This is a genomic window from Ralstonia sp. ASV6, assembly GCF_016429285.1.
GTDB lineage: Bacteria > Pseudomonadota > Gammaproteobacteria > Burkholderiales > Burkholderiaceae > Ralstonia > Ralstonia flaminis.
This window is the reverse complement of sequence record NZ_JAELUI010000089.1, coordinates 1-23206: the sequence shown is the minus strand read 5'-3', so window position 1 is coordinate 23206 and position 23206 is coordinate 1. Positions and strand designations below refer to the sequence as shown.

Below are 23206 nucleotides of genomic sequence, written 5' to 3'. Positions count from 1 at the left end.
TCACGGCTCATCATCAAGCACGAGAGCGAATGGGCCAACCCGGACAAGTGGAAGCAACTGACCGGCGCCATCGAGGAGAAAACCGGCCCGAAAGCCCAGCATAACGCCGAGCAGCAGCGGATTGAGAGGCTTATGTGGTGGGAGGCGGTGAAGGCCAAGCTGCCCAGCCTGCCGGACTCGGATGTATTTCATATTCAGCCGGGGGCGTTGGTGGGGAATTTTTCTGGTGCAACCACTCCAACTTGCAAACAATGTGGAGCATCAATCGCACTAACTAAGGCATTTTTGGCCAAGATTGCCCCCGACGCCAGCGGTAATTTTCTCGACGAATTCTCTAGCGCATCAATAAAATTATTCGACAAATATGGAATCAACACCTGCCAACAGATAAAACATTTATTGGCACAAGCGAAGCATGAAACCAAACGCTTCAAAGCATTCAGAGAATCACTTTACTACGCGAGCTACACCGCTCAATCTCTATACAACATGGCACCCACGGTAATCAACAACGGGTTTTCCAGAAAGAACATGACATTCCCCAGTCCGGCAGCAAAAATTGCATGGATTCAAAGTCACCTGATAGCAAATGACCCGGCATATGGTGAACATTGTTTTGGCTCGAATGATCAACCTGGAAAAGATTTCCGTGGCCGAGGCCTTCTGCATCTCACCCACTACGAAACATATAAGAAGTGCGCAAGCGAAATAGGCTACCCAATTGATAGCCAACCCGAGCTAGTTGAAAACAACCCAAGAGTCATCATAGAAACAGGCCTGTGGTTCTGGAGAGATAGGAGAATTGGCGCCATTGCCGACAACCCCCTAAACACAGGCGATGAAGGGGTAAAAAAGGTAACCCGTCCAATAAATAGTGGATACAAAGGCCTCACTGAGCGCCAACAATTTAAAAGATAGATATCAATTATTTTCAATAAGTATTTTTCATCCGGTTGCACAAATGATTAACAAAATCCTAGCCTCACTAGCCATTGTCGGCTGTCACTCTGCGCAAGCTGAGTTCACTTGCAATGACATCCGCGGCGTACAAAGCCACCGACCGCTATCAACAGAAAGAGGAATTGTTTGCTTTGTAAAGCAGCCCGTATTGGACAAAAATAACGGCAACCCAGTCGGCATCGATGAGATCAGCTTGTATTTTATACAAAATGGGCAAAAGCCAAGGAAAGCGGAAGGCAGAGGGCTTCTCTATGATGAATCCCCAGGTGAAATAGTTGATGCCTTTACTATGCACATCAACCAAGATAACGAAGATAAGATCGCCATTATCCAATCCATAGAAATCCGCAACTCCCTTGTTGAGCCAAATTCTTCCGGAAAATTTTATTCCGTCTCTATATTCGATCAATCAGGCTCGACCTTGCGTAGGAATGAGAGAATTTCCGAATGGTTTGGAGAGGGTTACAGTTGGTTGACCAATGGAAACAAAACTTACAAGTACCCCTACACAACTAGAAACCCAGTTCAAGAATCAACGAAATCACCTTTCGCACCACTAATGAATCAGGAGGTTTCCATTCCTGCGTCCATGAAACACAAAAGCCACTTGTATAACGGCCCGAACGCTCAGGACATAACCAATAAATATCTTATAAATGGAGACCACGTTACTGTCGAAAGAAAAACCGGTGGATGGTGTCAAATAAATTACAACGGCGGAAAACGACCCTTAAATATGTGGGTGACATGTGACACCCTCGATCCATGATGTCGCAGGCGGCACAGCATGGTTTGATGTCGTGACGGAAGTACAACCGCGAAGTGCCGCGCCACGCTGGACGACTTGATTGGTCGGCCCAAGCGGATTCTGTCGCAGGAGCAAAAGGGCCAATATAAACAAGCTCTGTGCACTGCATGCGCCAGAAGTCAAGCGCCCGGCCAAGGGCAAGGCGCGCAAGCCGTACGAGTTCGGCGTGAAGGTATCAATCACGACCACGCACAAGAAGGACTGGTGCTGGGAACGCGCTTGATGTCGGGCAATCCGTACGACGGGCACACGCTGGCCGAGGTGCTGGAGCAGGCGCAGATACCGAACGGCGTACAGCCACGGATCGCGGTTGTTGATCGCGGCAATCAGGGTGTGGAGACAGAAGGCATGAAGAACTAAGTGAATTGTTCAGGGCTGACTGCTCTGATTTCGGCGGGTCATGCCCCCTACCCCGCCGGCGCCCGCAACGCCGCCAACGGCGCATTCACCACATCCCCCAACCGCTCCGCCAGCGAATACCGCGCCATATACCGCCGAAAGTGCGCCAAAAACGCCTCCTCGGCGGGCGCCAGACGCCGTTCCTTGTGCCACATCAGATACAGGTCGATATCAGCCACGCCCTCTTCCGGCGGCAGCCTCCACAGCCGCTGCTGCGCCAGATCCTCCGCCACGATGTGCTCCGGCAGACAACCCACCCCATACCCCGCAAACACCAGCCGCTTGATCTCATCCAGGCTCGGCGACGTGGCGATGATGCGCCCTGTGAATCCCTGCTGATCCCGAAACACCGCCAGCGGTGACAGCGCATCGCCCAACTGGTCGCTCATGAACGAGACAAAGTTCTCACCAAGCAGATCGCTGATCGACAGGCCGGTGCGCCCGAACAAGCGGTGGTGGCGTCCGCAGAACACGGCATAGCGCTGCCGCAAAAACAGCTGCCGCTCGAGCTTGTCGATCGGCGTACGGCACAGGCTCAAACCAACGCCGGCGCGCTTCTGCGCAAGCGCATCAAGGATGTCCGCGCTGCGCATCACGTCCACCTGCAGGTCGACACGCGGGTGATGCCGATGAAACGCCGCCAGGCACTCGTCATACACGCCCGATTGGATGCGGCTGACCGTCAGCAAGTGCAGCACGCCGCTCACATCGTCCTGCGGTTCGCCCAGCTCTGAGCCAAGCCGCGCGACATTGCCGTAGACATCGGTGGCGATGCGCAGCACGTCCTCCCCAACGCGCGTGAGGCGGAAGTGCGAGCCACGCCGCTCGATGAGCGTGTGACCGAGCTGATCTTCCAGCCGCCGCAGCGCAAGGCTCACCGCCGGCTGTGTGATGTGCAGCCGTACCGCCGCGCGACTGATGCTGCGCTCGTGAACGATGGTGAGGAAGGTGCGCAGCAGGTTCCAGTCAAGCCGGTCGCTGACAAGTGCGGGGTCCAGTGCAGACGGGTCCATGGCGATGAATATGAGTCAGGCTTATACAAACAATAAGTATTCAGAATTTGACTAATACCCGTCAACCGGCAATAAACACGCATCCACCGTCTCGATACGGTGGGCTAAAAAAACACATCTGTGAGGAGCTACATACATGCAACCGTCTCAACCGGGCGGGCGTCAGCCTGCGCGCGCGGCCACGGCCGCCTTTGTCGGCACCATGATCGAGTGGTACGACTTCTACATCTACGCCACCGCCGCAGCGCTCGTGTTCGGGCCGCTGTTCTTTCCGGGCGGTGATCCATTCCTCAGCACGCTCGCGTCGTTCGGTACGTTTGCCGTGGGTTTCTTCGCGCGGCCGCTTGGCGGCATCGTGTTCGGCCATTGGGGTGACCGCATCGGCCGCAAGAAGGCGCTGATGATCACGCTCACGATGATGGGCCTGGCAACCATCGGCATCGGCCTGTTGCCGACGTATGCCACCGCCGGCGCGCTTGCGCCCGTGCTGCTGGTGCTGCTGCGCGTGGTGCAGGGCATCGCCGTCGGCGGCGAATGGGGCGGCGCGGTGCTGATGGCGGGCGAACATGCGCCCAAGGGCCGCCGCACGTTCTTCGCGTCGTTCGCGCAGCTCGGCAGCCCCGCTGGGTTGATCCTCTCGCTGCTGGCCTTCCGCCTCGTCACGTCGATGGAGAAAGATGTGTTCATGGACTGGGGCTGGCGTCTGCCCTTCCTCGCCAGCGCGGTGCTGCTGATCGTGGGCGTGGCAATCCGACTGGGCGTGAACGAGTCGCCCGAGTTTGCGCAGGTGCAAGCGCAGCGCAAGACCGCCAAGTTGCCGATCGCCGAGGTCTGGCGCACGGCGCGCGTGCCGGTGCTGCTGTGCATTGGCGCCAACACCATCGGCATTGCGGGTGTGTACTTCACCAACACGTTCATGATCGCGTACACGACGCAGTACCTGTCGCTGTCGAAGACGTTGATTCTCGATTGCCTGTTTGCCGTGGCGTTCATCCAGTTCCTCGCGCAGCCGCTGGCGGCCTGGCTGGCGGAGAAGCTCGGCGGGGCGCGCTTCCTCAAGCTAATGGCGCTGCTGGCGATGGCCTCGCCGTATCCGATGTTCCTGCTGGTGCAGACGCGCCAGGCGCCGTTGATGATTCTCGGGATCGCCATCGCCGTGGTGTGCATGGCGAGCTTCTACTCGGTCATCGCGGGCTTTGTATCGGGCGTGTTCGAAACGCGTGTGCGGTACTCCGCGATCTCGCTGTCGTACCAAGTGTGTGGTGCGGTGGCGGGCGGGCTCACGCCGCTGGTGGGCACCATCCTCGCGCAACGCTTCCACGGCGAATGGTGGCCGCTGGCGGTGTTCTACACGCTGCTGGCAGGTGTCTCGCTGTTGTGCATCGCTGGCATCGATGCGCGCCAGCGCGGCCGTGCTCCTGCCGGCGATGCCGTGAACGCCTGATGTGATTCCTCTGGATCTCCCCCAACCTGCTTCGCCCATGCTGACGTTCTTCCATCCCGAACAGCTGCTGCATCATCCGCAGAGCTACTACTCGCGCGGCAAGATGCGCACGCCGCAAGAGGTGCCAGACCGCGCGCGCAACCTGCTGCAGGCCGCGCGCGATCTCGGCTTCACCATCGCGCAGCCCGAGGACCACGGCCTCGCCCCGCTCACTGCGGTGCACGGCGAGCCCTATCTGCGTTTCCTGCAGGACGCCCACGCCGACTGGCGCCGACTGCCCGAAGACTGGGGCGACGAGGTCATGTCCAACATCTTCGTGCGCGAGCCCAATGCACTGCGCGGCGTGCTGGCCCAGGCCGCGCGCTACCTGGCGGACGGCAGTTGCCCCATCGGCGCAAACACATGGCGATCGGCATACTGGTCGGCACAGAGCGCGGTGGCTGGCGCGCTGGCCATCCTCGGTGGCGAGCGCCTGGCCTACGCACTGTGCCGCCCGCCCGGCCACCATGCACGCCGCGAGGCCGCCGGCGGTTTCTGCTACCTCAACAACGCCGCCGTGGCCGCGCAAGCCTTGCGCGCCAAGTACAAGCGGGTCGCCATCCTCGATACCGACATGCACCACGGCCAGGGTATCCAGGAGATCTTCTACGACCGCGCGGACGTGCTCTACGTCTCCATCCACGGCGATCCGACCAACTTCTACCCGGTCGTCGCCGGCTTTGATGACGAGCGCGGCACGGGCGACGGCGTTGGCCTGAACGTGAACCTGCCGATGCCACATCGCTCGCCGGAATCGGTGTTCTTCGACAAGCTGGGCGAGGCGCTTGCCGTGCTCGAACGCTTCCAGCCGGATGCGCTGGTGCTGTCACTCGGCTTCGACATCTATCGCGAAGATCCGCAGTCGCAGGTGGATGTGTCGACGGAAGGCTTTGGCCGTCTCGGCACGGCTATCGGTGGGCTTGGGCTGCCGACGCTGGTTGTCCAGGAGGGCGGCTACCACCTCGCCACCCTTGCACAAAACGCTGCCGCATTCTTCGGCGGCCTTCATCCCACCAGCTGACCTCCTCCCCCAGGCGCAGACATCGCTTTAGCAATTTTGATGTTTGCGCCTACTCACTTCGCAGCCCAAGCGTTTCATACGTTCTCCGGGCCACCTCCCCTCGTCTAGAGTGCCTGCTCGAATTGGGAACTTTGCGTTTTCAAACGTCTGTTCCTAACATGCCCGGGCAACCCCATACACATGTTTGAATCGAGCGTTGGAGCGCTGCAATGCAGCAATCGACCCGATATCAGACCCAAAAAAACGAGGTAGGAGACATGGGACGTCCTGGAGCAGGAGACACCAAGGGCCGCATTCTGGAGGCCACCGAACTGCTGTTCATCGAGTTCGGCTACGAGGCGATGTCGTTGCGGCAGATCACCGCGCGCGCCAAGGTCAATCTGGCAGCGGTCAACTATCACTTCGGCAGCAAGGAAGCGTTGATGCAGTCGGTGCTGGGTCGCCGGCTGGACCCACTCAACACGCGCCGCCTGGCGCTGCTCACCGCCTGCGAAGAACGCTGGACCAAGGAGCAGCTCACCTGCGATCACGTGCTCGGCGCGCTGTTTGTGCCGGCGCTGCAGATGGCGCGCAACCCCGACACGGGCGGCCCCGCCTTCCTGCGCCTGATGGGCCGCGTGTATTCCGACACCTCGCCGTTTGTGCAGAACTATCTGCTTGGGCATTACGCGCCGGTGTTCGGTCGATTCTTCGAAGCGTTCTCATCCGCGCTGCCGCATGTGCCACGCGCTGAACTCGGCTGGCGCCTGCATTTCTCGCTCAAGGCGCTCGCGGGCGTGCTGGCCGGCGATGACCTCAACAACCTGCTGCCGATGTTCACGCAGGGCAAGCCGATGAACGATGCCTCGCTGCTGGCGCGCCTGACCGCGCTGGTGGTGGCCACGCTCAACGCCCCGCTGCCCGGCGAGGCCGGCGCCCTCGACCAGGTGGTCGAACTGGCCGAAGCCCAGGCCCCCACGCCCATGGCGACAGCCGATGATGCCCCCAACGGCAACGACAGCGGCAACGGCTCGGGGCGACAATCCGGCACCGGCAATGGTCGCGCTCCCGAACGCACGACAACGCCCGCCACCGCATCGCCCTTTGCCGGTGACCTGTTCGGCCGCACGCCCGGCGCACGCGCCAGTGCCGCCCAAGATGCCGACGAGCATGAGGACGAGCACAACAGCGCCCTCGACGACGGTGACGAGCACGAGGACGGCGGCTCTCCGCCCACGGCACGCACCCGTGCGCTGGCCATCCGCCGCAGCAACGCCGCGCGCGCGATCTTCCCGGCCAACCCGATGCGCCCCTGGCGCAGCCCCAGCGCCTGACGGCAACACCAAGCGCGGCGTAGCTTCCACCCCCGTAGGCACGGGAATCGCTGGACATTCGGCACACACCGAATGCCCGGCGCTTGAACGCATCGAATGGAGACCCTCATGACGACGATCTGGATCGTCCTGCTTTGCATTGGCGCGCTCGGCCTCGCCAGCATGGAGGCACCAGCGCTGGCCTGGTTGGCCGGCACGGTTGTGTGGCTGGCAGCGGGTGCATGGCTCGGCCTTGCCGGCCCGGTGTTCACCACCTTACTCGCCATCGTCTTCGTGCTGCCCGCGCTGGTACTCACGCTCAAGCCGCTGCGCCGTGCGCTGATCACGCGCCGCGTGCTGGCGATGTTCCGCAAGATCATGCCGGAGATGTCGCCAACGGAACGCGACGCCATCGAAGCCGGCACCGTCTGGTGGGATGCCGAACTCTTCTCCGGCCGCCCCAACTGGAAGCGGCTGCTGTCGTCGCCGCAGCCGCGTCTGTCGCCCGAGGAGCAATCGTTCCTCGATGTGGAAACCGAGAAGCTCTGCGACCTCGCCAACGACTGGGAAAGCACGCAGATCTGGCAAGACATGTCGCCCGAGGCGTGGGCCTATGCCAAGCAGGCGGGCTTTCTCGGCATGATCATCCCGAAGGAATACGGCGGCAAAGGCTTCTCGGCCTACGCGCACTCGCAGGTGGTGATGAAGCTGGCGACGCGCTGCTCGGCCGCCACCGTGTCAGTCATGGTGCCGAACTCGCTGGGCCCGGCTGAACTGCTGCTGCACTACGGCACCGAGGCGCAGAAGAACCACTACCTGCCGCGTCTCGCACGCGGTGAAGAGATTCCCTGCTTTGCGCTGACCAACGCGTATGCGGGGTCGGACGCCGCTGCCATCCCCGACGTGGGCGTGGTCTGCCGCGGCATGCACGAAGGCCGCGAGACGCTGGGTTTTCGCGTGACCTGGAGCAAGCGCTACATCACGCTCGGGCCGATTGCGACAGTGCTGGGCTTGGCCTTCCGCGCGGTCGATCCGGACGGGCTGCTGGGTAGCGACAAAGAACCCGGCATCACCTGCGCGCTGATCCCAACCAAGCACCCGGGCGTGAACATCGGCCGCCGCCACTGGCCTCTGAACGCGGTGTTCCAGAACGGCCCGAACTCCGGCAAGGATGTGTTCATCCCGATCGATTGGGTGATCGGCGGGCAGCCGCAAGTCGGCCGTGGCTGGCGCATGCTGATGGAATGCCTGGCGGCAGGCCGCGCGATTTCGCTGCCGTCGTCCAACGTCGGGCTGGCCAAGATTGCCGTACGCAGTACCGGCGCGTATGCCGCCGTCCGCCGCCAGTTCCGCACGCCCATCGGCAAGTTCGAGGGCATTCAGGAAGCGCTCGGCCGCATGGGCGGCAACCTGTACATGATGGATGCAGCGCGGCGCCTGTCTGCGCTGGCGGTGGACCTGGGCGAGAAGCCCTCGGTCATCTCCGCCATTGCCAAGTACCACGTCACCGAACGTGCGCGCGATGTGGTCAACGATGCGATGGACATCGTCGGCGGCAAGGGCATCTGCATGGGTCCGAACAACTTCCTGGCGCGTGCGTATCAGCAGGTGCCCATTGCCATCACGGTGGAAGGTGCGAACATCATGACGCGCTGCCTGATTATCTTCGGGCAGGGTGTGATCCGCTGTCATCCGTATGTGCTGCGGGAAATGACGGCTGCGCAGGGTGCCGATTCCCCCGAGAGCGTGCGCGCCTTTGATGCGGCACTGTTCGGGCATGGCGCCTTCATCGCGGGCAACTTCGTGCGCGCGTTCCTGCATGCGCTGTCGGGCGGGCGCGTGGCGCCGGCACCCAGCAATGCCGCGCCGGAAATGCACCGCTACTACCAGGCCGTCAACCGCTTCTCGACCGCGCTTGCACTGCTGTCCGACGTGTCGATGTTCACGCTGGGCGGCACGCTCAAGCGCCGCGAGAGCATCACCGGGCGGCTGGGCGACATCCTCTCTCAGATGTACCTGATCTCGTCTGCGCTCAAGCGCTTTGAAGACGAGGGTCGCCCGGCCGAAGATGCGCCGCTGGTGCACTGGTCGGTGCAAGACGCGCTGGTCAAGGCGCACGATGCATTGGACGGCGTGCTGGCGAACTTTCCGAGCCGGGGCATCGCCAGATTGCTGCGCGCATTGATCTTTCCGTTTGGCGCGGCCTATCACAAGCCGTCGGATGCGCTGGCTGCGCAAGTGGCGGAACTGATGCAAACACCGGGCGCCGCGCGTGACCGCCTGCTGGCCGATTCGTACTGCCCCACGCCCGACATCGACCCGATCGCCTATGGCGAAGCGGCCTTCCGCTTGCAACCGGCAGTGGATGCCATCGAGCAGCGCTTGAAACCCGTCATCCGAGAAGGCAAGCTGCCGCCCGTGCCGCAAAGCCTGCCCGACTTCGAAGACTGGACTGCGCAGGCCGTGGCACAAGGCCTCATCGACGAGGCCGAACGCAAGCAACTGTGCGACTACGCGCGCTACGGCGAACACGCCGTCGCCGTGGATGATTTCCCGCCCGACTTCAACCTGCTGGCCGATCTGCAGCGCCGCAAGGATGCGCTCGATGCCCTGCAAGCCGCAGAACGCCGCGCAGCCTGATCCAACCACAACAACAACGATGCAAGACAAGTACCTCGATTTCGTCGGTTCCGGTTTTGGCAAATGGCTGTCTGCCAACCTTGGCCTGCCGCAACCGGTGCCGCTGCGCCGGTATCAGGAAGGAAAACCGGAGTTCGTCGGCCCGTTCCTGGTGGGGGCCGCACCGGGCGGCGCGATGCGCGAAACACTGGCCGCGCTGTTTGCCGAGATCGGCGTACCTACGCGCTTTCATGAAAGCGACCCCGAATGGCTCGGCGCTGCCAACCGGCATGGGCAGATCACCGGGCGCTTTGTTGCGCCCACAGGCAAGGAAGGCGATGCGTTTGACCGCGTTGGTGGCATCGTCTTCGATGCCACCGGCATTCAAACAACGGAAGACCTCGACGCGCTGTATCACGTGTTCCACGACGGCGTGCGTGCCGTCGGCCGCTGTGGGCGCGTGGTGGTCATCGGCCGTCCGCCTGAAGACTGCAAGACACCGAAGGCTGCAATCGCCCAGCGCGCGCTGGAGGGGATGACGCGCTCGCTCGGCAAGGAGATCCGGCGCGGTTGCACGGCGCAGCTCGTCTACGTGGCCGAAGGAGCTGAAAACGTGGCGGCGTCGACGCTGCGGTTTTTGCTGTCGGCGCGCTCGGCGTATGTATCGGGGCAGGTGGTACGCGTGCGAGCCGCAGCGCCGGTCTCCGTGGATTGGCAGAAGCCGCTGGCCGGGCGTACCGCACTGGTGACGGGTGCCTCGCGCGGCATCGGCGCGGCGATTGCGCATGTGCTGGCGCGCGACGGTGCACGTGTGCTGTGCCTCGATGTGCCCGCCGCGCAGGAAGGGTTGAGCGCAGTGGCGCAGGAGATCGGCGGTGAAGCACTGGCATACGACATTGCCGCGCCGGAAACACCCGCCCTGCTGGCACAACAATTGGCTGCCGCGGGCGGCATCGACATCCTCGTGCACAACGCCGGCATCACGCGCGACAAGACCATCGCCCGCATGACTGAACCGGCGTGGCGCAGCGTGCTCGACATCAACCTCACCGCGCAGTTGCGCATCAACGATGCGCTGCTTGCTGCCAACGCGCTGCATGCGGGCGGGGCCATCGTCTGCGTGTCGTCCATCAGCGGCATTGCGGGCAACCTGGGGCAGACCAACTATGCGACGTCCAAGGCGGGCGTGATCGGGCTGGTGCAAGCCAGTGCGCCACTGCTGGCCCAGCGCGGCATCACCATCAATGCCGTTGCACCGGGCTTTATTGAAACGCAGATGACGGCGGCCGTGCCCTTCGCCATCCGCGAGGCGGGCCGCCGCATGAACGCAATGAGCCAGGGCGGCCAGCCGGTTGACGTGGCCGAGGCGATAGCGTGGTTTGCCTGCCCGGCGTCCAACGGTGTGACCGGCAATGTCGTGCGCGTGTGCGGCCAGAGCCTGCTCGGAGCCTAGAACGATCATGCCGCCCACCGTTGCCACACGCACCCGCGCAACCGTCACGCCGCTCTTTGCCACACAAACGCTGGTAGCAACGCCGCCGTCAGCCAAGGCGCTGGCGTGGCGGGCGCTGCTGTCGCAACGCAAGGGCAAGCGCGGCGGGCCGCTGCCGCGCCATACGCTGGTACGGCAGGAGGTGCCGCTGGATGCAGAGCACATCGCGCACTACGCCGCCGTTTGCGGCTTCTCGCCCGCACATGGCGTGCCGATGACGTATCCGCACCTGCTGGGCTTTCCGCTGCAACTCATGTTGATGACGGAATCGGCGTTTCCCTATCCGGTCATCGGGCTGGTGCACCTGTGCAATACGATCCGCCAGCATCGGCCACTCACCGCCGGAGAACGCGTGCGTGTGGAAGTCCGCCCGCGCCGGTTGTTCCAGCATGCACGCGGGCAGGCATTTGCCATTGAAACCGCGGTAGTCAGGGCGGGCGCCGTGGTGTGGGAATCGCTCTCGACCTACCTGCGCGTAGGCGTGGCGTCTCCGCAGGGGGCACCGCTGATTGCGTTGCCGGCCGAGCAGGACCTGTCGCGCGACGGCCACTGGGATGCCCCTGCCGACACCGGCCGCCGCTATGCCCGCGTCTCGGGCGACTGGAACCCGATCCACGTATCGAACCTTGGCGCGAAGCTGTTCGGCTTTGCGCACCCCATCGCCCACGGCATGTGGACCAAGGCACGCGCACTGGCTGCGCTGCTGCCCGCTGCGCCGCTTGCACAGGGCGAGGTGGTGGCCGAGTTCAAGACGCCGTTGTCGCTGCCTGGTGCGGCCACGCTGTGGCAAGCCGGCGAAGCGACGCCAGGCCGCGCGTTCGAGGTACGCAACACCGCCGGCGACAAACCCTATCTGCGCGGCGTGCTGACACTGCCGCAAGCACAACAAGACAACACGGGAGACCGAATCCATGCTCGTTAACGTGCATGCAGGTGCACAGGTGCGCCGCGTCGCCATCCTCGGGGGCAACCGCATTCCGTTCGCCCGCTCGAACACGGCCTACGCCACCGCATCGAACCAGCAGATGCTGACCGCCGCCCTGCAGGGCCTGGTCGACCGCTTCAACCTGCACGGACAGCGTCTGGACGAAGTGGTGGCTGGCGCCGTGATCAAACTCTCGCGGGATTTCAACCTGACGCGCGAATCGGTGCTCTCCACCACGCTCGCCAAGCAGACGCCAGCGTATGACGTGCAGCAAGCGTGTGGTACGGGACTGGAAGCGGCCATCCTGGTGGCCAACAAGATCGCGCTGGGGCAGATCGACGTGGGCATCGCGGGCGGCACGGATACGACGTCCGACGCGCCCGTCGGCCTGAACGAGAAGATGCGCAAGATCCTGCTGGAAGCCAACCGCGCCAAGTCCACCGGCGCACGCCTCAAGGCGCTGGCGGGGTTGCGGCCGTCGATGTTTGTGCGGCCGCTCCTGCCGCGCAACAGCGAGCCACGCACCGGCCTGTCGATGGGAGAGCACTGCGAGCTGATGGCCAAGCGCTGGGGCATTCGCCGCGAAGACCAGGATGCACTGGCCCTGCGTAGCCACCACAACCTGACGGCCGCTTACGAGCGTGGCTTCTTCACCGACCTGATGACCGCCCACCTCGGGCTGGATCGCGACAACAACCTGCGCAGCAACCTCACGGCGGATCAGCTTGCCAAGCTGCAACCGGTGTTCGACCGCAGCGCCAGCGGCACCCTGACCGCCGGCAACTCCACGCCCCTCACCGACGGTGCCTCGTGCGTGCTGCTCGCCAGCGAGGACTGGGCGCGCGAACACAACCTGCCCGTGCTCGCCTACATGACCTGCGCGGACACGGCTGCTGTCGATTTCTTCAGCGGCACACCCGAGCAGAACGAAGGGCTGCTGATGGCACCGGCCTATGCCGTCTCGCGCATGCTGCAGCGCGCGGGCCTCACGCTGCAGGACTTCGACTACTACGAGATCCACGAAGCCTTTGCTGCCCAGGTGCTCTGCACGCTGGCGGCATGGGAGTCGCCCGAGTACTGCTGCGAAAAACTCGGCCGCAACGCACCGCTGGGCAGCATCGACCGCAGCAAGCTCAACGTGAACGGCAGCTCGCTGGGCACGGGCCACCCGTTTGCCGCCACGGGCGGGCGCATCGTCGCCACGCTCGCCAAGATGCTGGCGCAACGGGGCAGCGGGCGCGGGCTGGTGTCGATATGCGCGGCCGGTGGGCAAGGCGTGGTCGCCATTCTGGAGCGCCCTGAAACGATGTCGCACTAAACCGCTCGGGCCAAAACGGAAACGGCCCGACCTCAAAACCCGCGCGGCACATAACAACAGCTCGCCGCATTTGTCATGGACGGAGACACCATGAACACCGTTGCCGACCCAACTCAGCCAAACTCGAGCCTGACCGACCAGAGCGACCGCATCTGGCTGAAGTCGTATCCCGAAGGCGTACCCGCCGAGATCGACCCCGACCGCTATCACTCGCTGGCCGAGGTGTTTCGCGAATCGGTGGAGAAGTATCGCAATCGGGTCGCCTATGTGAGCGTCGGCACGGAAATGACGTACGACGAATGCGAGCGCAAGGCCAGGCAGTTCGCCGCATGGCTGCAATCGCGCGGCGTGAAGAAGGGCGACCGCGTAGCGATCATGCTGCCCAACAGCCTGCAGTATCCGGTGTGTCTGTTCGGCACGCTGCTGGCGGGTGCCATCGTCGTCAATGTGAACCCGCTGTACACGGTGCCCGAGCTGGCGCACCAGTTGCGCGATTCCGGCGCCCAGACCATCGTCGTGCTGGAGAACTTTGCGCGCACGCTGGAACAGGCGCTGCCCCTGGCGGCACCCGTACAGGTGCGCAATATCGTCCTCACCGGCATTGGCGACCTGATGGGCGGGGCGCTCAACCTCAAGGGCCGCGCGCTGAACTTTGTGATGCGCAACGTGCAGAAGCAGGTGCCGCGGTACAAGCTGCCCGCTCCCATCTGGTTGCGCGATGCGCTGGCCACGGGCCGCACGCGGTCGCCGCAAGCCGTGTCGCTGGCGCCGGAAGACATCGCCTTCCTGCAGTACACCGGCGGCACCACCGGCGTGGCCAAGGGCGCCATGCTCACCCACCGCAACATCATCGCCAACCTGCTGCAGGCGGAGGTGTGGTCCAAGGGCATGCTTTCGGGCGATGCGGAGACCAATGTCACGCTGCTGCCGCTGTATCACATCTTCTCGCTCACGGTGAACCTGCTGATGTTCATGACCATGGGCGGGCGCAACATCCTGATTGCCAATCCGCGCGACACCAAGCGCGTGCTGTTTATCCTGCGCAATGAACGTTTCTCAGGCATTGCCGGCGTCAACACACTGTTCAACTCGCTGCTGGAAGACCCGGAGTTCGCCAAGCGCGATTTCTCGGCCATGAAGATCACCATCGGCGGCGGCATGGCGGTGCAGCGCGCCATCGCCCAGCGCTGGAAGCAGGTGACGGGCCACACCATCGTTGAGGGCTACGGGCTGACGGAGTGCTCACCCGTGGTGTCGATGAACCCGCCACAGGTGACCGAGTTCAGCGGCACCATCGGCCTGCCGGCGCCGTCCACCGAGGTACGCTTCAAGGCCGATGACGGCAGCATCGCCCCACTGGGCGAGCCCGGCGAATTGCAGGTACGCGGGCCGCAGGTCATGCGCGGCTACTGGCAGCGCCCAGATGAAACCGCCAAAGCCATCGACGCCGACGGCTGGTTCTCCACCGGCGACATCGGCGTGATGGACACCAACGGCTACATCCGCCTGATCGATCGCAAAAAGGACATGATCCTGGTCTCGGGCTTCAACGTGTATCCGAACGAGATCGAAGACGCCGTCGCGCTGCACCCCGAAGTGCTGGAAGTGGCCGCCATCGGCGTGCCCGACCCGGTGGCAGGCGAGCGGGTGAAGATCATCGTGGTACGCCGCACTGGCGCGCTGACGGAGCCTGCGCTGCTCGAACACTGCCGCGCGCACCTGACCGGCTACAAGATGCCGCGCATTATCGAGTTCCGCGATGAAGAGCTGCCCAAGTCGACCGTGGGCAAGATCCTGCGCCGCGAACTGCGCGATGCCGATCCCGACATCAAGCGCGCCCGCGCACAGGCACAGGCACAGGCACAGCAATGACCACCCCCACGATCGCAACGATGGAGAAGACCCGCATGCAACTGCGCACGCTTGCCCTGGCGACGGCACTGGTCTGCACGACCGCGGCCTGGGCCCAGACCCCCGAAGCTTCTGCACCCGCAGCACCCGCAGTGCCCACCGCCACTGCGGCACCGGCATCGCAATCCACCGCCATCGCCGGCTTTGCCGCCATGGACGTCGCCCGGCAGACAACCTGGCTCAGCGGTCAGGTCCATGCCAACGCCTTTGCCGATTGGTCCGACGACGACATCCTCGCCATGGCCCAGGCGATGAAGCCCGAGACACTGGTGCGCTGGCTGCGCGCCGAGGTGGCCAAGCTGCCCGAGTACGAATACCGCATGCGCCGGCAGGAGCGCGTGAAAGACCAGTGGCAGAGCCAGCCGGCCCTCATGCTGATCCGCTATCGCAATGCACCGCGCCAGGTCTACGCCCGCTGGCTCAAGGGCGGCTCGCATGCAGGCCAGGAAATCATTTACGACGAGACCGCGCGCAAGGATGAGATGTACGGCCACCTGGGCGGCCTCTTCGGCTTTGCCGCCATCTGGAGCGCGCTGGATGGGTCGTTGGCCAAATCGCAGTCGAACCACACCGCGCGTGAGCTGGGGCTGCAGTTCATCGTCGACACGGTGGAACGCGATGGGCGCGCGCACGTGGCGGCGGGCGGCAGCGGCAAGTTCAACGAAGCCAAGATGGTGACCGAAGGCGGCGAGCGCATGCTGCGCCTGACCTGGGATGCCCCCAGTGGCCCGCCCACGTTCTACGCCAAGCGTGTGCGGCTGTCGTTCGACCTGAAAAACCCCTGGGTTCGTGTCGAAGAATCCTGGGATGAGTCGGGCAACCAGATCGAAAAGATCGTCATCGAGAGCGTCACGCGCAAGACCTGGAACGACCAGACCTTCAACCCCAAGAACCCGGAATACAAGTTTTAAAGCCTCACCCGCAGACCGTTGTGCACCAAGGCTCCGCTGACTGACAGCCGGTATGAAACAGGATTAGGGGAAACCCCTGTGGTGTGCGTACCAGCTAGAGGAAAACCTCGGTGAACGCAGCGAAAACGCTGCGTTATGCTGCGGAAACACAAATCGCCACACCCAGGCGAAATAACAATCCAATCCAGAGAGACAACCACATGAACCGCACCACTCGCCGCTTTGCTGCAGCACTCGCTTGCGCTGCCAGCGCCCTCGCTGTCCCCCTCGCTCATGCGCAATCGTCCGATGCCGGCTCCAGCAGCAGTAGCGGCGGCGGTTTCAGCAGCTTCATGGACAACTACGTCTGGGGCCGCAACGTCGCGGCGGTGGGCTGGTTCTATATCCGTCCGATGGATTCGGCCACGCCGCTGACCACCACCACGAGCGCGCTGGGCCTGGGCACGTACCAGTCGCCCGGAACTGACGTGCGAGTCAGTAACGCCAACACGCTGTCGCTCACGTTCACGCACTTCTTTACCGACAACATCGCCGGTACGTTCGTGGGTGGCGTGCCGCCCAAGTTCAACCTGTACGGCAGCGGCAACGTGATCGCGCCGGTACCGGTCATCGGGCCGCTGACGCTCATCAACCTTGGCCTGCCGCAAAACAATCCGGTCGCCACCGTGCGTGAATGGAGCCCGGCCATCGTCGCCCAGTACTACTTCGGCACGAAGGAAAGCAAGCTGCGTCCGTTCATCGGCGCGGGCGTCAGCTACAACTTCTTCACCAACCTGAAGCTGAACCCGAACTTCGTCAACGCGCTGCAGAACCTCGGTCAGGTGCTGCAGCTCGGCATGGGCCAGGTGCCGAGCGGCACCGCCAAGGTGACGGCGGAAACGTCGAGCTCCTGGACGCCGGTTGCCAACATTGGCGTGTCGTACGAGTTCGCCAAGAACTGGATCGCCACGGGCACCGTGTCGTACCTGCCGCTGAAGACGACTTCCACCATCACGATCCGCAGTGCGCAGGGTCAGGTGCTGGCGGTCAACAAGACCGACATCAAGGTCGACCCGCTGGTGTTCGGCCTGAACCTCGGCTATCGGTTCTAAGCCGCAACGTTGCGCCTGAACAAACGCCACCTCCGGGTGGCGTTTTTCATTGCCGCTTTTCACGATGATAGGAACCGATATGATGGCGGGGTTTCAGCATCGCTCGCCCGTTTCACCCTGCCCGCCACGCCACCCATGACCCAGCCTTCCATCGCCATCGTCGGAGCCGGCATTGCCGGTGTTGCCTGTGCCAACGCGCTTGCCGCAGAAGGCATTGCCGCCACCGTCTATGAACGCGCCGGCGGCGTGGGCGGCCGGCTGGCCACCACGGTGCTGCCCGAAGGCGCCCCGGCTTACGCCTTTGACCACGGCGCACAGTCATTCAACGTGCGCAGCGAAGCCTTCCGCCGTGCGGTGGATGCCGCCCGCCGGCAAGGCTCGGTGATGCCGTGGCCGGCACGCTGGGGGCATCGCACAGCAGACGCCCTGCAGGCGGATTCACGCGACGAGGCCCGCTACGTCGGCCTGCCCGGTATGGGCGCGCTGGTGCGCAGTTTGGCGACGCCGCTGGATGTGCGCTTCGGCCACGCCGTCACGCGCGTCGCACACGAGGGGCGCCGCTGGACCATCGAGCGCGCCGGCGCCGACACCGCCCATGCCGACATCGTCGCCCTGGCCCTGCCCGCGCCCGAACTGCCGGCGCTGTTTGGCAACGTGGCACCCGCCTCGCTGCAGGAAGCCATCTCGCCGGTGCGCTACGCACCCTGCTGGGCGTTGATGATGGGCTTTACGCAATCGCTGGACCTGCCGTATGACGGCATCCGCATTGACGACGACATGCTCGCCTGGGCCGCCCGCGACAACACCAAGCCGGGCCGGGTGATGGTCGATGAATCCTGGGTGGTGCATGCGTCGCCGGGCTGGTCGGCCGCACACGCCAACGACACCCCCGAGCAGGCGCTGCATGCCATGCACGCCCACTTTGCCGAGGCCTTTCCCGGCACGCCTGAGCCCGACATCATGGCGGCGCATCTGTGGCCGCATGCACTGGTCGAACAATCCGCCGGCATGCCCTGCCATTGGGACACCGCCGCCCGCCTGGGCGCCTGCGGCGACTGGTGCGAGGGCCCGCGTGTCGAGGCCGCGTTCCTGAGCGGTGTTGCGCTGGCCGCAAAGATTGCCGAAGCGCTATAGGAACACACTGGCCAGCGTTACAATGTCGGGTTGTCTCGTGTTTCGTGTGCCGGGTCGCTCACCCGGCGGTGGCTTTCTCCTGACGACGCCATGCGCACCCGACGCCAAGTCCTCGCCCTAGCCTTTGCCGCGGTTGCGGCATCAGCGCCGCTGCTGTCCGCCCATGCGCAAGTCCTGCGCAACATTCCGGCGGTGGCTCCGGCAGCCCAGTTGACCGTCAATTCGGTCAATACCGGCACGCTGACCACTGGCAGCACGGGCTTGGTGAACATCCTGCTGCTCGGTTTCGGAACCACCAAGGCTGATATCCGCTTCGCCCCCGGCGTGCGGATCCTGTCGCTGGATGGCCGGCTGATGCCGCCGGGTTCGGTGGTCGGCCAGACGTTCAAGGTGCGCTATCAGCTCGACCTGTATCAGCAGTTGCTGACGGCCTGGGTCGTCAGTGATGACGACTACAAGGCCGCGGTCGCCGCTCAGGCTCAGGCGCAGTCTCAGTAGCGCCAGACGTCAGAACGCCCCACGAAGCACGTGCCCCCAGGTCAACCACTGTGAACGGCACATGAAAAAAGTCTTCATCAAAACCTACGGCTGCCAGATGAACGAGTACGACTCGGACAAGATGTCCGATGTGCTCAACGCTGCCGAAGGTCTCGTCCCCACCGACACGCCCGAAGATGCGGACGTGATCCTCTTCAACACGTGCTCCGTGCGTGAGAAAGCGCAGGAGAAGGTGTTCTCCGAGCTTGGCCGCGTCAAGGCGCTCAAGGCGCTCAAGCCGGACCTCGTGGTCGGCGTGGGCGGCTGTGTCGCCAGCCAGGAAGGCGCCTCCATCGTGGCGCGCGCGCCCTACGTGGACGTCGTCTTCGGCCCGCAGACGCTGCACCGCCTGCCGGAGCTGATCGCCGCGCGCCGCAGCACGGGCCGCTCACAAGTCGACGTGTCCTTCCCCGAGATCGAGAAGTTCGACCACCTGCCGCCCGCGCGCGTGGAAGGCGCCACGGCGTTCGTATCGATCATGGAAGGCTGCTCAAAGTACTGCAGCTACTGCGTCGTTCCCTACACCCGCGGCGAAGAAGTCTCGCGCCCCTTCGATGACGTGCTGGCTGAAGTGGCCGGCCTGGCCGAGCAAGGCGTGCGTGAAGTCACGCTGCTGGGCCAGAACGTCAACGCCTACATCGGCAAGATGGGCGACACCAGCGAGCGCGCGGACTTTGCCCTGCTGCTGGAATACGTGGCCGAGATTCCGGGCATTGAGCGCATCCGCTACACGACCAGCCACCCGAAGGAATTCACCTCGCGCCTGATCGAGGCCTACGCCACCAACCCGAAGCTGGTCGACCACTTGCACCTGCCCGTGCAGCACGGCTCCGACCGCATCCTGATGGCGATGAAGCGCGGCTACACGGTGCTCGAATACAAGAGCAGCATCCGCAAACTGCGTGCGATCCGGCCGAACATCTCGATCGCCACCGATTTCATTGTCGGCTTCCCGGGCGAGACCGATGCGGACTTCGCCAAGACGATGGACCTGATTCACGAGATCGGCTACGACACCTCGTTCAGCTTCATCTACAGCCCGCGCCCCGGCACGCCGGCCGCCAACCTGCATGACGATACGCCGCAGGCCGTCAAGCTCGAACGCCTGAAACATTTGCAGGCGACCATCGAAGAGAACGTCGCGCGCATCAGCCAAGGCATGGTCGGCAGCGTGCAGCGCATCCTCGTGGAAGGCCCGTCGCGCAAGGACCCGACCGAGCTGCACGGCCGCACCGAGAACAACCGCGTGGTCAACTTTGCCCTGCCGGACCTGCCGCAAGCGCGCCGCGACCAGCTGATCGGCCAGATGCTGGACGTGCGCATCGTGCACGCCTTCCCGCACTCGCTGCGCGGTGAGGTGGTCGCCGATGACAACCGTGTGACCCATTGATCATCAACACAGACGGATTGGATGAAACCGACCACCGCTGAATTCACCGCGCCCAAGAACGACAACGCGCGCCTGCAGAACCTGTGCGGGCCGTTGGATGAAAACCTCCGCCAGATCGAACAGGCGCTGGACGTGACCATCAACCGGCGCGGCGCCAAGTTCACTGTGCGCGGCGCCAACGCGCAAGGCGCAGCCAATGCGCTGGAAACGTTCTACAACGCCGCACGCGATCCGCTGTCGGTGGACGACATCCAGCTTGGCCTGGTGGAAACCCGCCAGGTGGCTGCGCACGGCGCCTACCTGCCGGAATCGAGCGTCGACGTGCCCGACGGCAACGACCTCTCGCCGGTGTTGCACACGCGCCGCACCGATCTGCATGGCCGCACGCCCATGCAGCGCGAATACCTGCGCAGCATCCTCTCGCACGACCTGTCGTTCGGCATCGGCCCGGCAGGTACGGGCAAGACGTACCTGGCCGTCGCCTGCGCGGTGGATGCGTTGGAACGCGACGCCATCAAGCGCATCGTGCTGACGCGCCCTGCTGTGGAAGCCGGCGAGCGCCTGGGCTTCCTGCCGGGCGACCTCGCGCAGAAGGTCGACCCGTACCTGCGCCCGCTGTACGACGCGCTGTACGACCTGCTCGGTTTCGACAAGACGCAGAAGATGTTCGAGCGCCAGATGATCGAGATCGCGCCGCTGGCATACATGCGCGGGCGCACCCTCAACCACGCCTTCATCATCCTGGACGAAGCCCAGAACACCACGCCGGAACAGATGAAGATGTTCCTCACGCGGATCGGCTTCGGCTCCAAGGCGGTGATCACCGGTGACACCACGCAGATCGACCTGCCGCGCGGCCAGAAGAGTGGCCTTGTCGAAGCGCAGCACGTGCTGCGTGACGTGCGCGGCGTGTCGATGACGCGCTTTTCCAGCATCGACGTGGTGCGGCACCCGCTGGTCGCCCGCATCGTCGAGGCTTATGACGAATTCCATGCCCAGCATAAGGACGCCTGAACGTGGCTAAAGACAAAACCAAGACCAAGAAAACCCAACCCGCTGCGCCTGAAGCACTCGGCCCGCGTGTCGATGTATTCGACGCCAAGGGCAAGCCGAAGACGGTGGACGCCAGCGCCCTGCGCATCGCCTTTGCGGATGGCCGCAGCCTGATCATCAGCGTGCCCGATACCGCCGATGGAGCCATCACCCTTGTTGCCGAGCATTCGGACACCAACACGAACGCCATGCTGTCGCTGCGCCCCGAGCACCACGACAGCGTCACGCTGCGCATCGAGGCCGAGCCGGTACAAACCGAGCGAACCGAAAACCTCGACGACACGTTCTGGAACCACGGCGGCGAAGCCCTCGACGACGCAGAAATGCTCACGCTCGACCTCACCGTGCAGCACGGCGATGAGCTGAAGGCCGCTGCCCGCAAGGCGCTGCCGAAAGAGAAGGACATCGAAGCGTGGATCGCCCCGGCGCTGTTTGCCGATGCACAGCTCAACGTGCGCTTTGTGGGCGAAGAAGAAGGCCGCACGCTCAACCGCACCTACCGAGACAAGGACTACGCCACCAATGTGCTGACGTTCTCGTACGCAGAAAGCGAGGAAGACCCGGTTGCCGCCGACATCGTGCTGTGCTGCCCGGTGGTGGAGAAGGAAGCCAAGGAACAAGGCAAGCCACTGGTCGCGCACTATGCGCACCTGATCGTGCACGGCGCGCTGCATGCTCAGGGCTATGACCACGAAGACCCTGCCGATGCCGAAGAGATGGAAGGCATCGAAACCGAGATCCTCGGCGATCTGGGTTTTGCCGATCCGTACGCGAGCCGCTGACGCGCATCCCCTATTGCTCTCAAACGCCGGCCGTGTGCCGGCGTTTTTGCTTCCTGCTACACAAACGAAACACCGCGTTTCAACGCTGAATCAAGTCCGTTTTCCGCAGATCCAGTCCTGACAAGGGTTTGCGGCATTTCCTCCGCCATTCGATGCAGGCGCGCGCCCATCGAATCGCTCATACGCCCCGCATCGACCGTCGGCCATCCGGTACCCGCCCTGCTCTCCGTATGGCGCATGGGCTTTGCCATGGCAATCCCTATCCTCGACACATAAGCCGCCACCCGAGCGCGCTCGATAAACGTCGCCACGCAAGGCGTCATGGGCCAACCCACGCACAGGCGGGCTCGGCCCCCCGGGGAGGTCATCATGCGTCAACGTTTCATGGACAGCATCCCATGGGCTACGCTGCTCGTGGGCGTCGGTGTCGGCACTGCGTTGGCGGTCACGCCACGCATCGCCCACGCAGACCACAAGCAATCGTGCTACGCGGGCATCGTCGTCGTGTTCGACGGCGCATGGCATCCGGGCGCGCAGATTGCTTGCCGCACCGTCAATGTCTCGGGCAGCAACAACGTGGTCGGCGCGGAAGTGAACTTCATGATCGCGCAGGGCACGATCCGCCCACGTGTACAGGCAGTGGTCGGCAGTACCAGCGTGCAAGCGCTCATCGGCGGCGGCTACGACTTCGCGAGCAGCAAGGCGCTGGTAGGCGTCGGCGCAACCGGCGACCACTGGTTGGCCGGCGCCGATATGGAAATCGCCGGACGCTGGACGGCCTACGCCGGCGCCACCACGCTCGGCCGCTACCACAGCAACAAATCGGACCCCGTCACCACGCCGGCACCAGCTCCTGTGACCAGCAACGTGACGGCACCACCCTCCACGAACAACAACTCGCCGGCCCCCGCTCCAGCGCCCGGCAAATCGCCTAGCCCAAGCCCTAGCCCAAGCCCTAGCCCAAGCCCAAGCCCTAGCCCTAGCCCTAGCCCGAGTCCGAGTCCGAGTCCGAGTCCGAGTCCAACTCCAACTCCAACTCCGACACCGACACCGACACCGACACCGAC

At 63.8% G+C, this 23206-nt stretch carries 18 protein-coding genes and 2 pseudogenes; 19 read left to right on the top strand and 1 reads right to left on the bottom strand.

The genetic code is table 11. The features are described from left to right. The 3 genes and pseudogenes from JHD73_RS17790 to JHD73_RS17780 all read left to right on the top strand — a co-directional run. Positions 1-918 (top strand): glycoside hydrolase family 19 protein (locus JHD73_RS17790; RefSeq protein ID WP_306663084.1); only part of this gene is annotated, 918 nt, incomplete at its 5' end. Then, positions 875-1729 carry a hypothetical protein gene (locus JHD73_RS17785; RefSeq protein WP_199031583.1) on the top strand — a complete coding sequence of 285 codons (855 nt, stop codon included), beginning with the start codon at positions 875-877 and terminating at the stop codon, positions 1727-1729. The genes JHD73_RS17790 and JHD73_RS17785, both read left to right, overlap by 44 nt. A 51-nt stretch (positions 1730-1780) precedes the next feature. Continuing rightward, positions 1781-2122: pseudogene (locus JHD73_RS17780) on the top strand (transposase); the annotation flags it as partial. A 53-nt stretch (positions 2123-2175) separates the two neighbouring features. Here JHD73_RS17780 and JHD73_RS17775 read toward each other — a convergent pair. Further along, complete coding sequence (locus JHD73_RS17775; protein WP_199031582.1) at positions 2176-3180, bottom strand: LysR family transcriptional regulator; 1005 nt, start codon at positions 3178-3180, stop codon at positions 2176-2178. 136 nt (positions 3181-3316) lie between these two features. Here JHD73_RS17775 and JHD73_RS17770 point away from each other — a divergent pair, with 136 nt between their 5' ends. The 16 genes and pseudogenes from JHD73_RS17770 to JHD73_RS17695 all read left to right on the top strand — a co-directional run. Continuing rightward, complete coding sequence (locus tag JHD73_RS17770; RefSeq protein ID WP_199031581.1) at positions 3317-4624, top strand: MFS transporter; 1308 nt, start codon at positions 3317-3319, stop codon at positions 4622-4624. A gap of 37 nt (positions 4625-4661) precedes the next feature. After that, positions 4662-5684, top strand: coding sequence for a histone deacetylase family protein (locus JHD73_RS17765; protein WP_199031580.1), 1023 nt, complete (start codon positions 4662-4664; stop codon positions 5682-5684). Between the two features lie 257 nt (positions 5685-5941). Further along, on the top strand, positions 5942-6997 hold the full coding sequence (locus JHD73_RS17760; RefSeq protein ID WP_199031579.1) for a TetR/AcrR family transcriptional regulator: 1056 nt from the start codon (positions 5942-5944) through the stop codon (positions 6995-6997). A 108-nt stretch (positions 6998-7105) separates the two neighbouring features. Next, a complete protein-coding gene (locus JHD73_RS17755) occupies positions 7106-9616 on the top strand; it encodes an acyl-CoA dehydrogenase (protein WP_199031578.1) in 2511 nt (836 codons plus the stop codon). Positions 9617-9635: 19 nt separating this feature from the next. Further along, a complete protein-coding gene (locus JHD73_RS17750) occupies positions 9636-11048 on the top strand; it encodes a 3-oxoacyl-ACP reductase (protein WP_199031585.1) in 1413 nt (470 codons plus the stop codon). Between the two features lie 7 nt (positions 11049-11055). After that, positions 11056-12009, top strand: coding sequence for a MaoC/PaaZ C-terminal domain-containing protein (locus tag JHD73_RS17745; RefSeq protein WP_199031577.1), 954 nt, complete (start codon positions 11056-11058; stop codon positions 12007-12009). Next, positions 11999-13330, top strand: a complete 1332-nt coding sequence (locus JHD73_RS17740; protein WP_199031576.1) for an acetyl-CoA C-acetyltransferase — start codon at positions 11999-12001, stop codon at positions 13328-13330. Before JHD73_RS17745 ends, JHD73_RS17740 begins: the two co-directional genes overlap by 11 nt. Positions 13331-13420: 90 nt before the next feature. Beyond that, on the top strand, positions 13421-15202 hold the full coding sequence (locus JHD73_RS17735) for an AMP-binding protein (protein WP_199031575.1): 1782 nt from the start codon (positions 13421-13423) through the stop codon (positions 15200-15202). A 35-nt stretch (positions 15203-15237) separates the two neighbouring features. Beyond that, entirely contained in the window at positions 15238-16152 is a 915-nt protein-coding gene (locus JHD73_RS17730) for a DUF1571 domain-containing protein (RefSeq protein ID WP_199031584.1), read from the top strand. Between the two features lie 200 nt (positions 16153-16352). Next, positions 16353-17243, top strand: a complete 891-nt coding sequence (locus JHD73_RS17725; protein ID WP_199031574.1) for an OmpW family protein — start codon at positions 16353-16355, stop codon at positions 17241-17243. 135 nt (positions 17244-17378) lie between these two features. Continuing rightward, positions 17379-18377 carry an NAD(P)/FAD-dependent oxidoreductase gene (locus tag JHD73_RS17720; protein WP_199031573.1) on the top strand — a complete coding sequence of 333 codons (999 nt, stop codon included), beginning with the start codon at positions 17379-17381 and terminating at the stop codon, positions 18375-18377. 90 nt (positions 18378-18467) lie between these two features. Further along, positions 18468-18875, top strand: coding sequence for a hypothetical protein (locus tag JHD73_RS17715; RefSeq protein ID WP_064801717.1), 408 nt, complete (start codon positions 18468-18470; stop codon positions 18873-18875). A 61-nt stretch (positions 18876-18936) separates the two neighbouring features. After that, complete coding sequence (gene miaB / locus JHD73_RS17710) at positions 18937-20304, top strand: tRNA (N6-isopentenyl adenosine(37)-C2)-methylthiotransferase MiaB (RefSeq protein ID WP_199031572.1); 1368 nt, start codon at positions 18937-18939, stop codon at positions 20302-20304. Positions 20305-20325: 21 nt separating this feature from the next. After that, positions 20326-21318 (top strand): PhoH family protein, encoded by a 993-nt coding sequence (locus JHD73_RS17705; protein ID WP_199031571.1) that lies wholly within the window; start codon positions 20326-20328, stop codon positions 21316-21318. A 2-nt stretch (positions 21319-21320) separates the two neighbouring features. Further along, positions 21321-22139, top strand: a complete 819-nt coding sequence (ybeY, locus tag JHD73_RS17700; RefSeq protein WP_199031570.1) for an rRNA maturation RNase YbeY — start codon at positions 21321-21323, stop codon at positions 22137-22139. Positions 22140-22508: 369 nt separating this feature from the next. After that, positions 22509-23206: pseudogene (locus JHD73_RS17695) on the top strand (hypothetical protein); the annotation flags it as partial.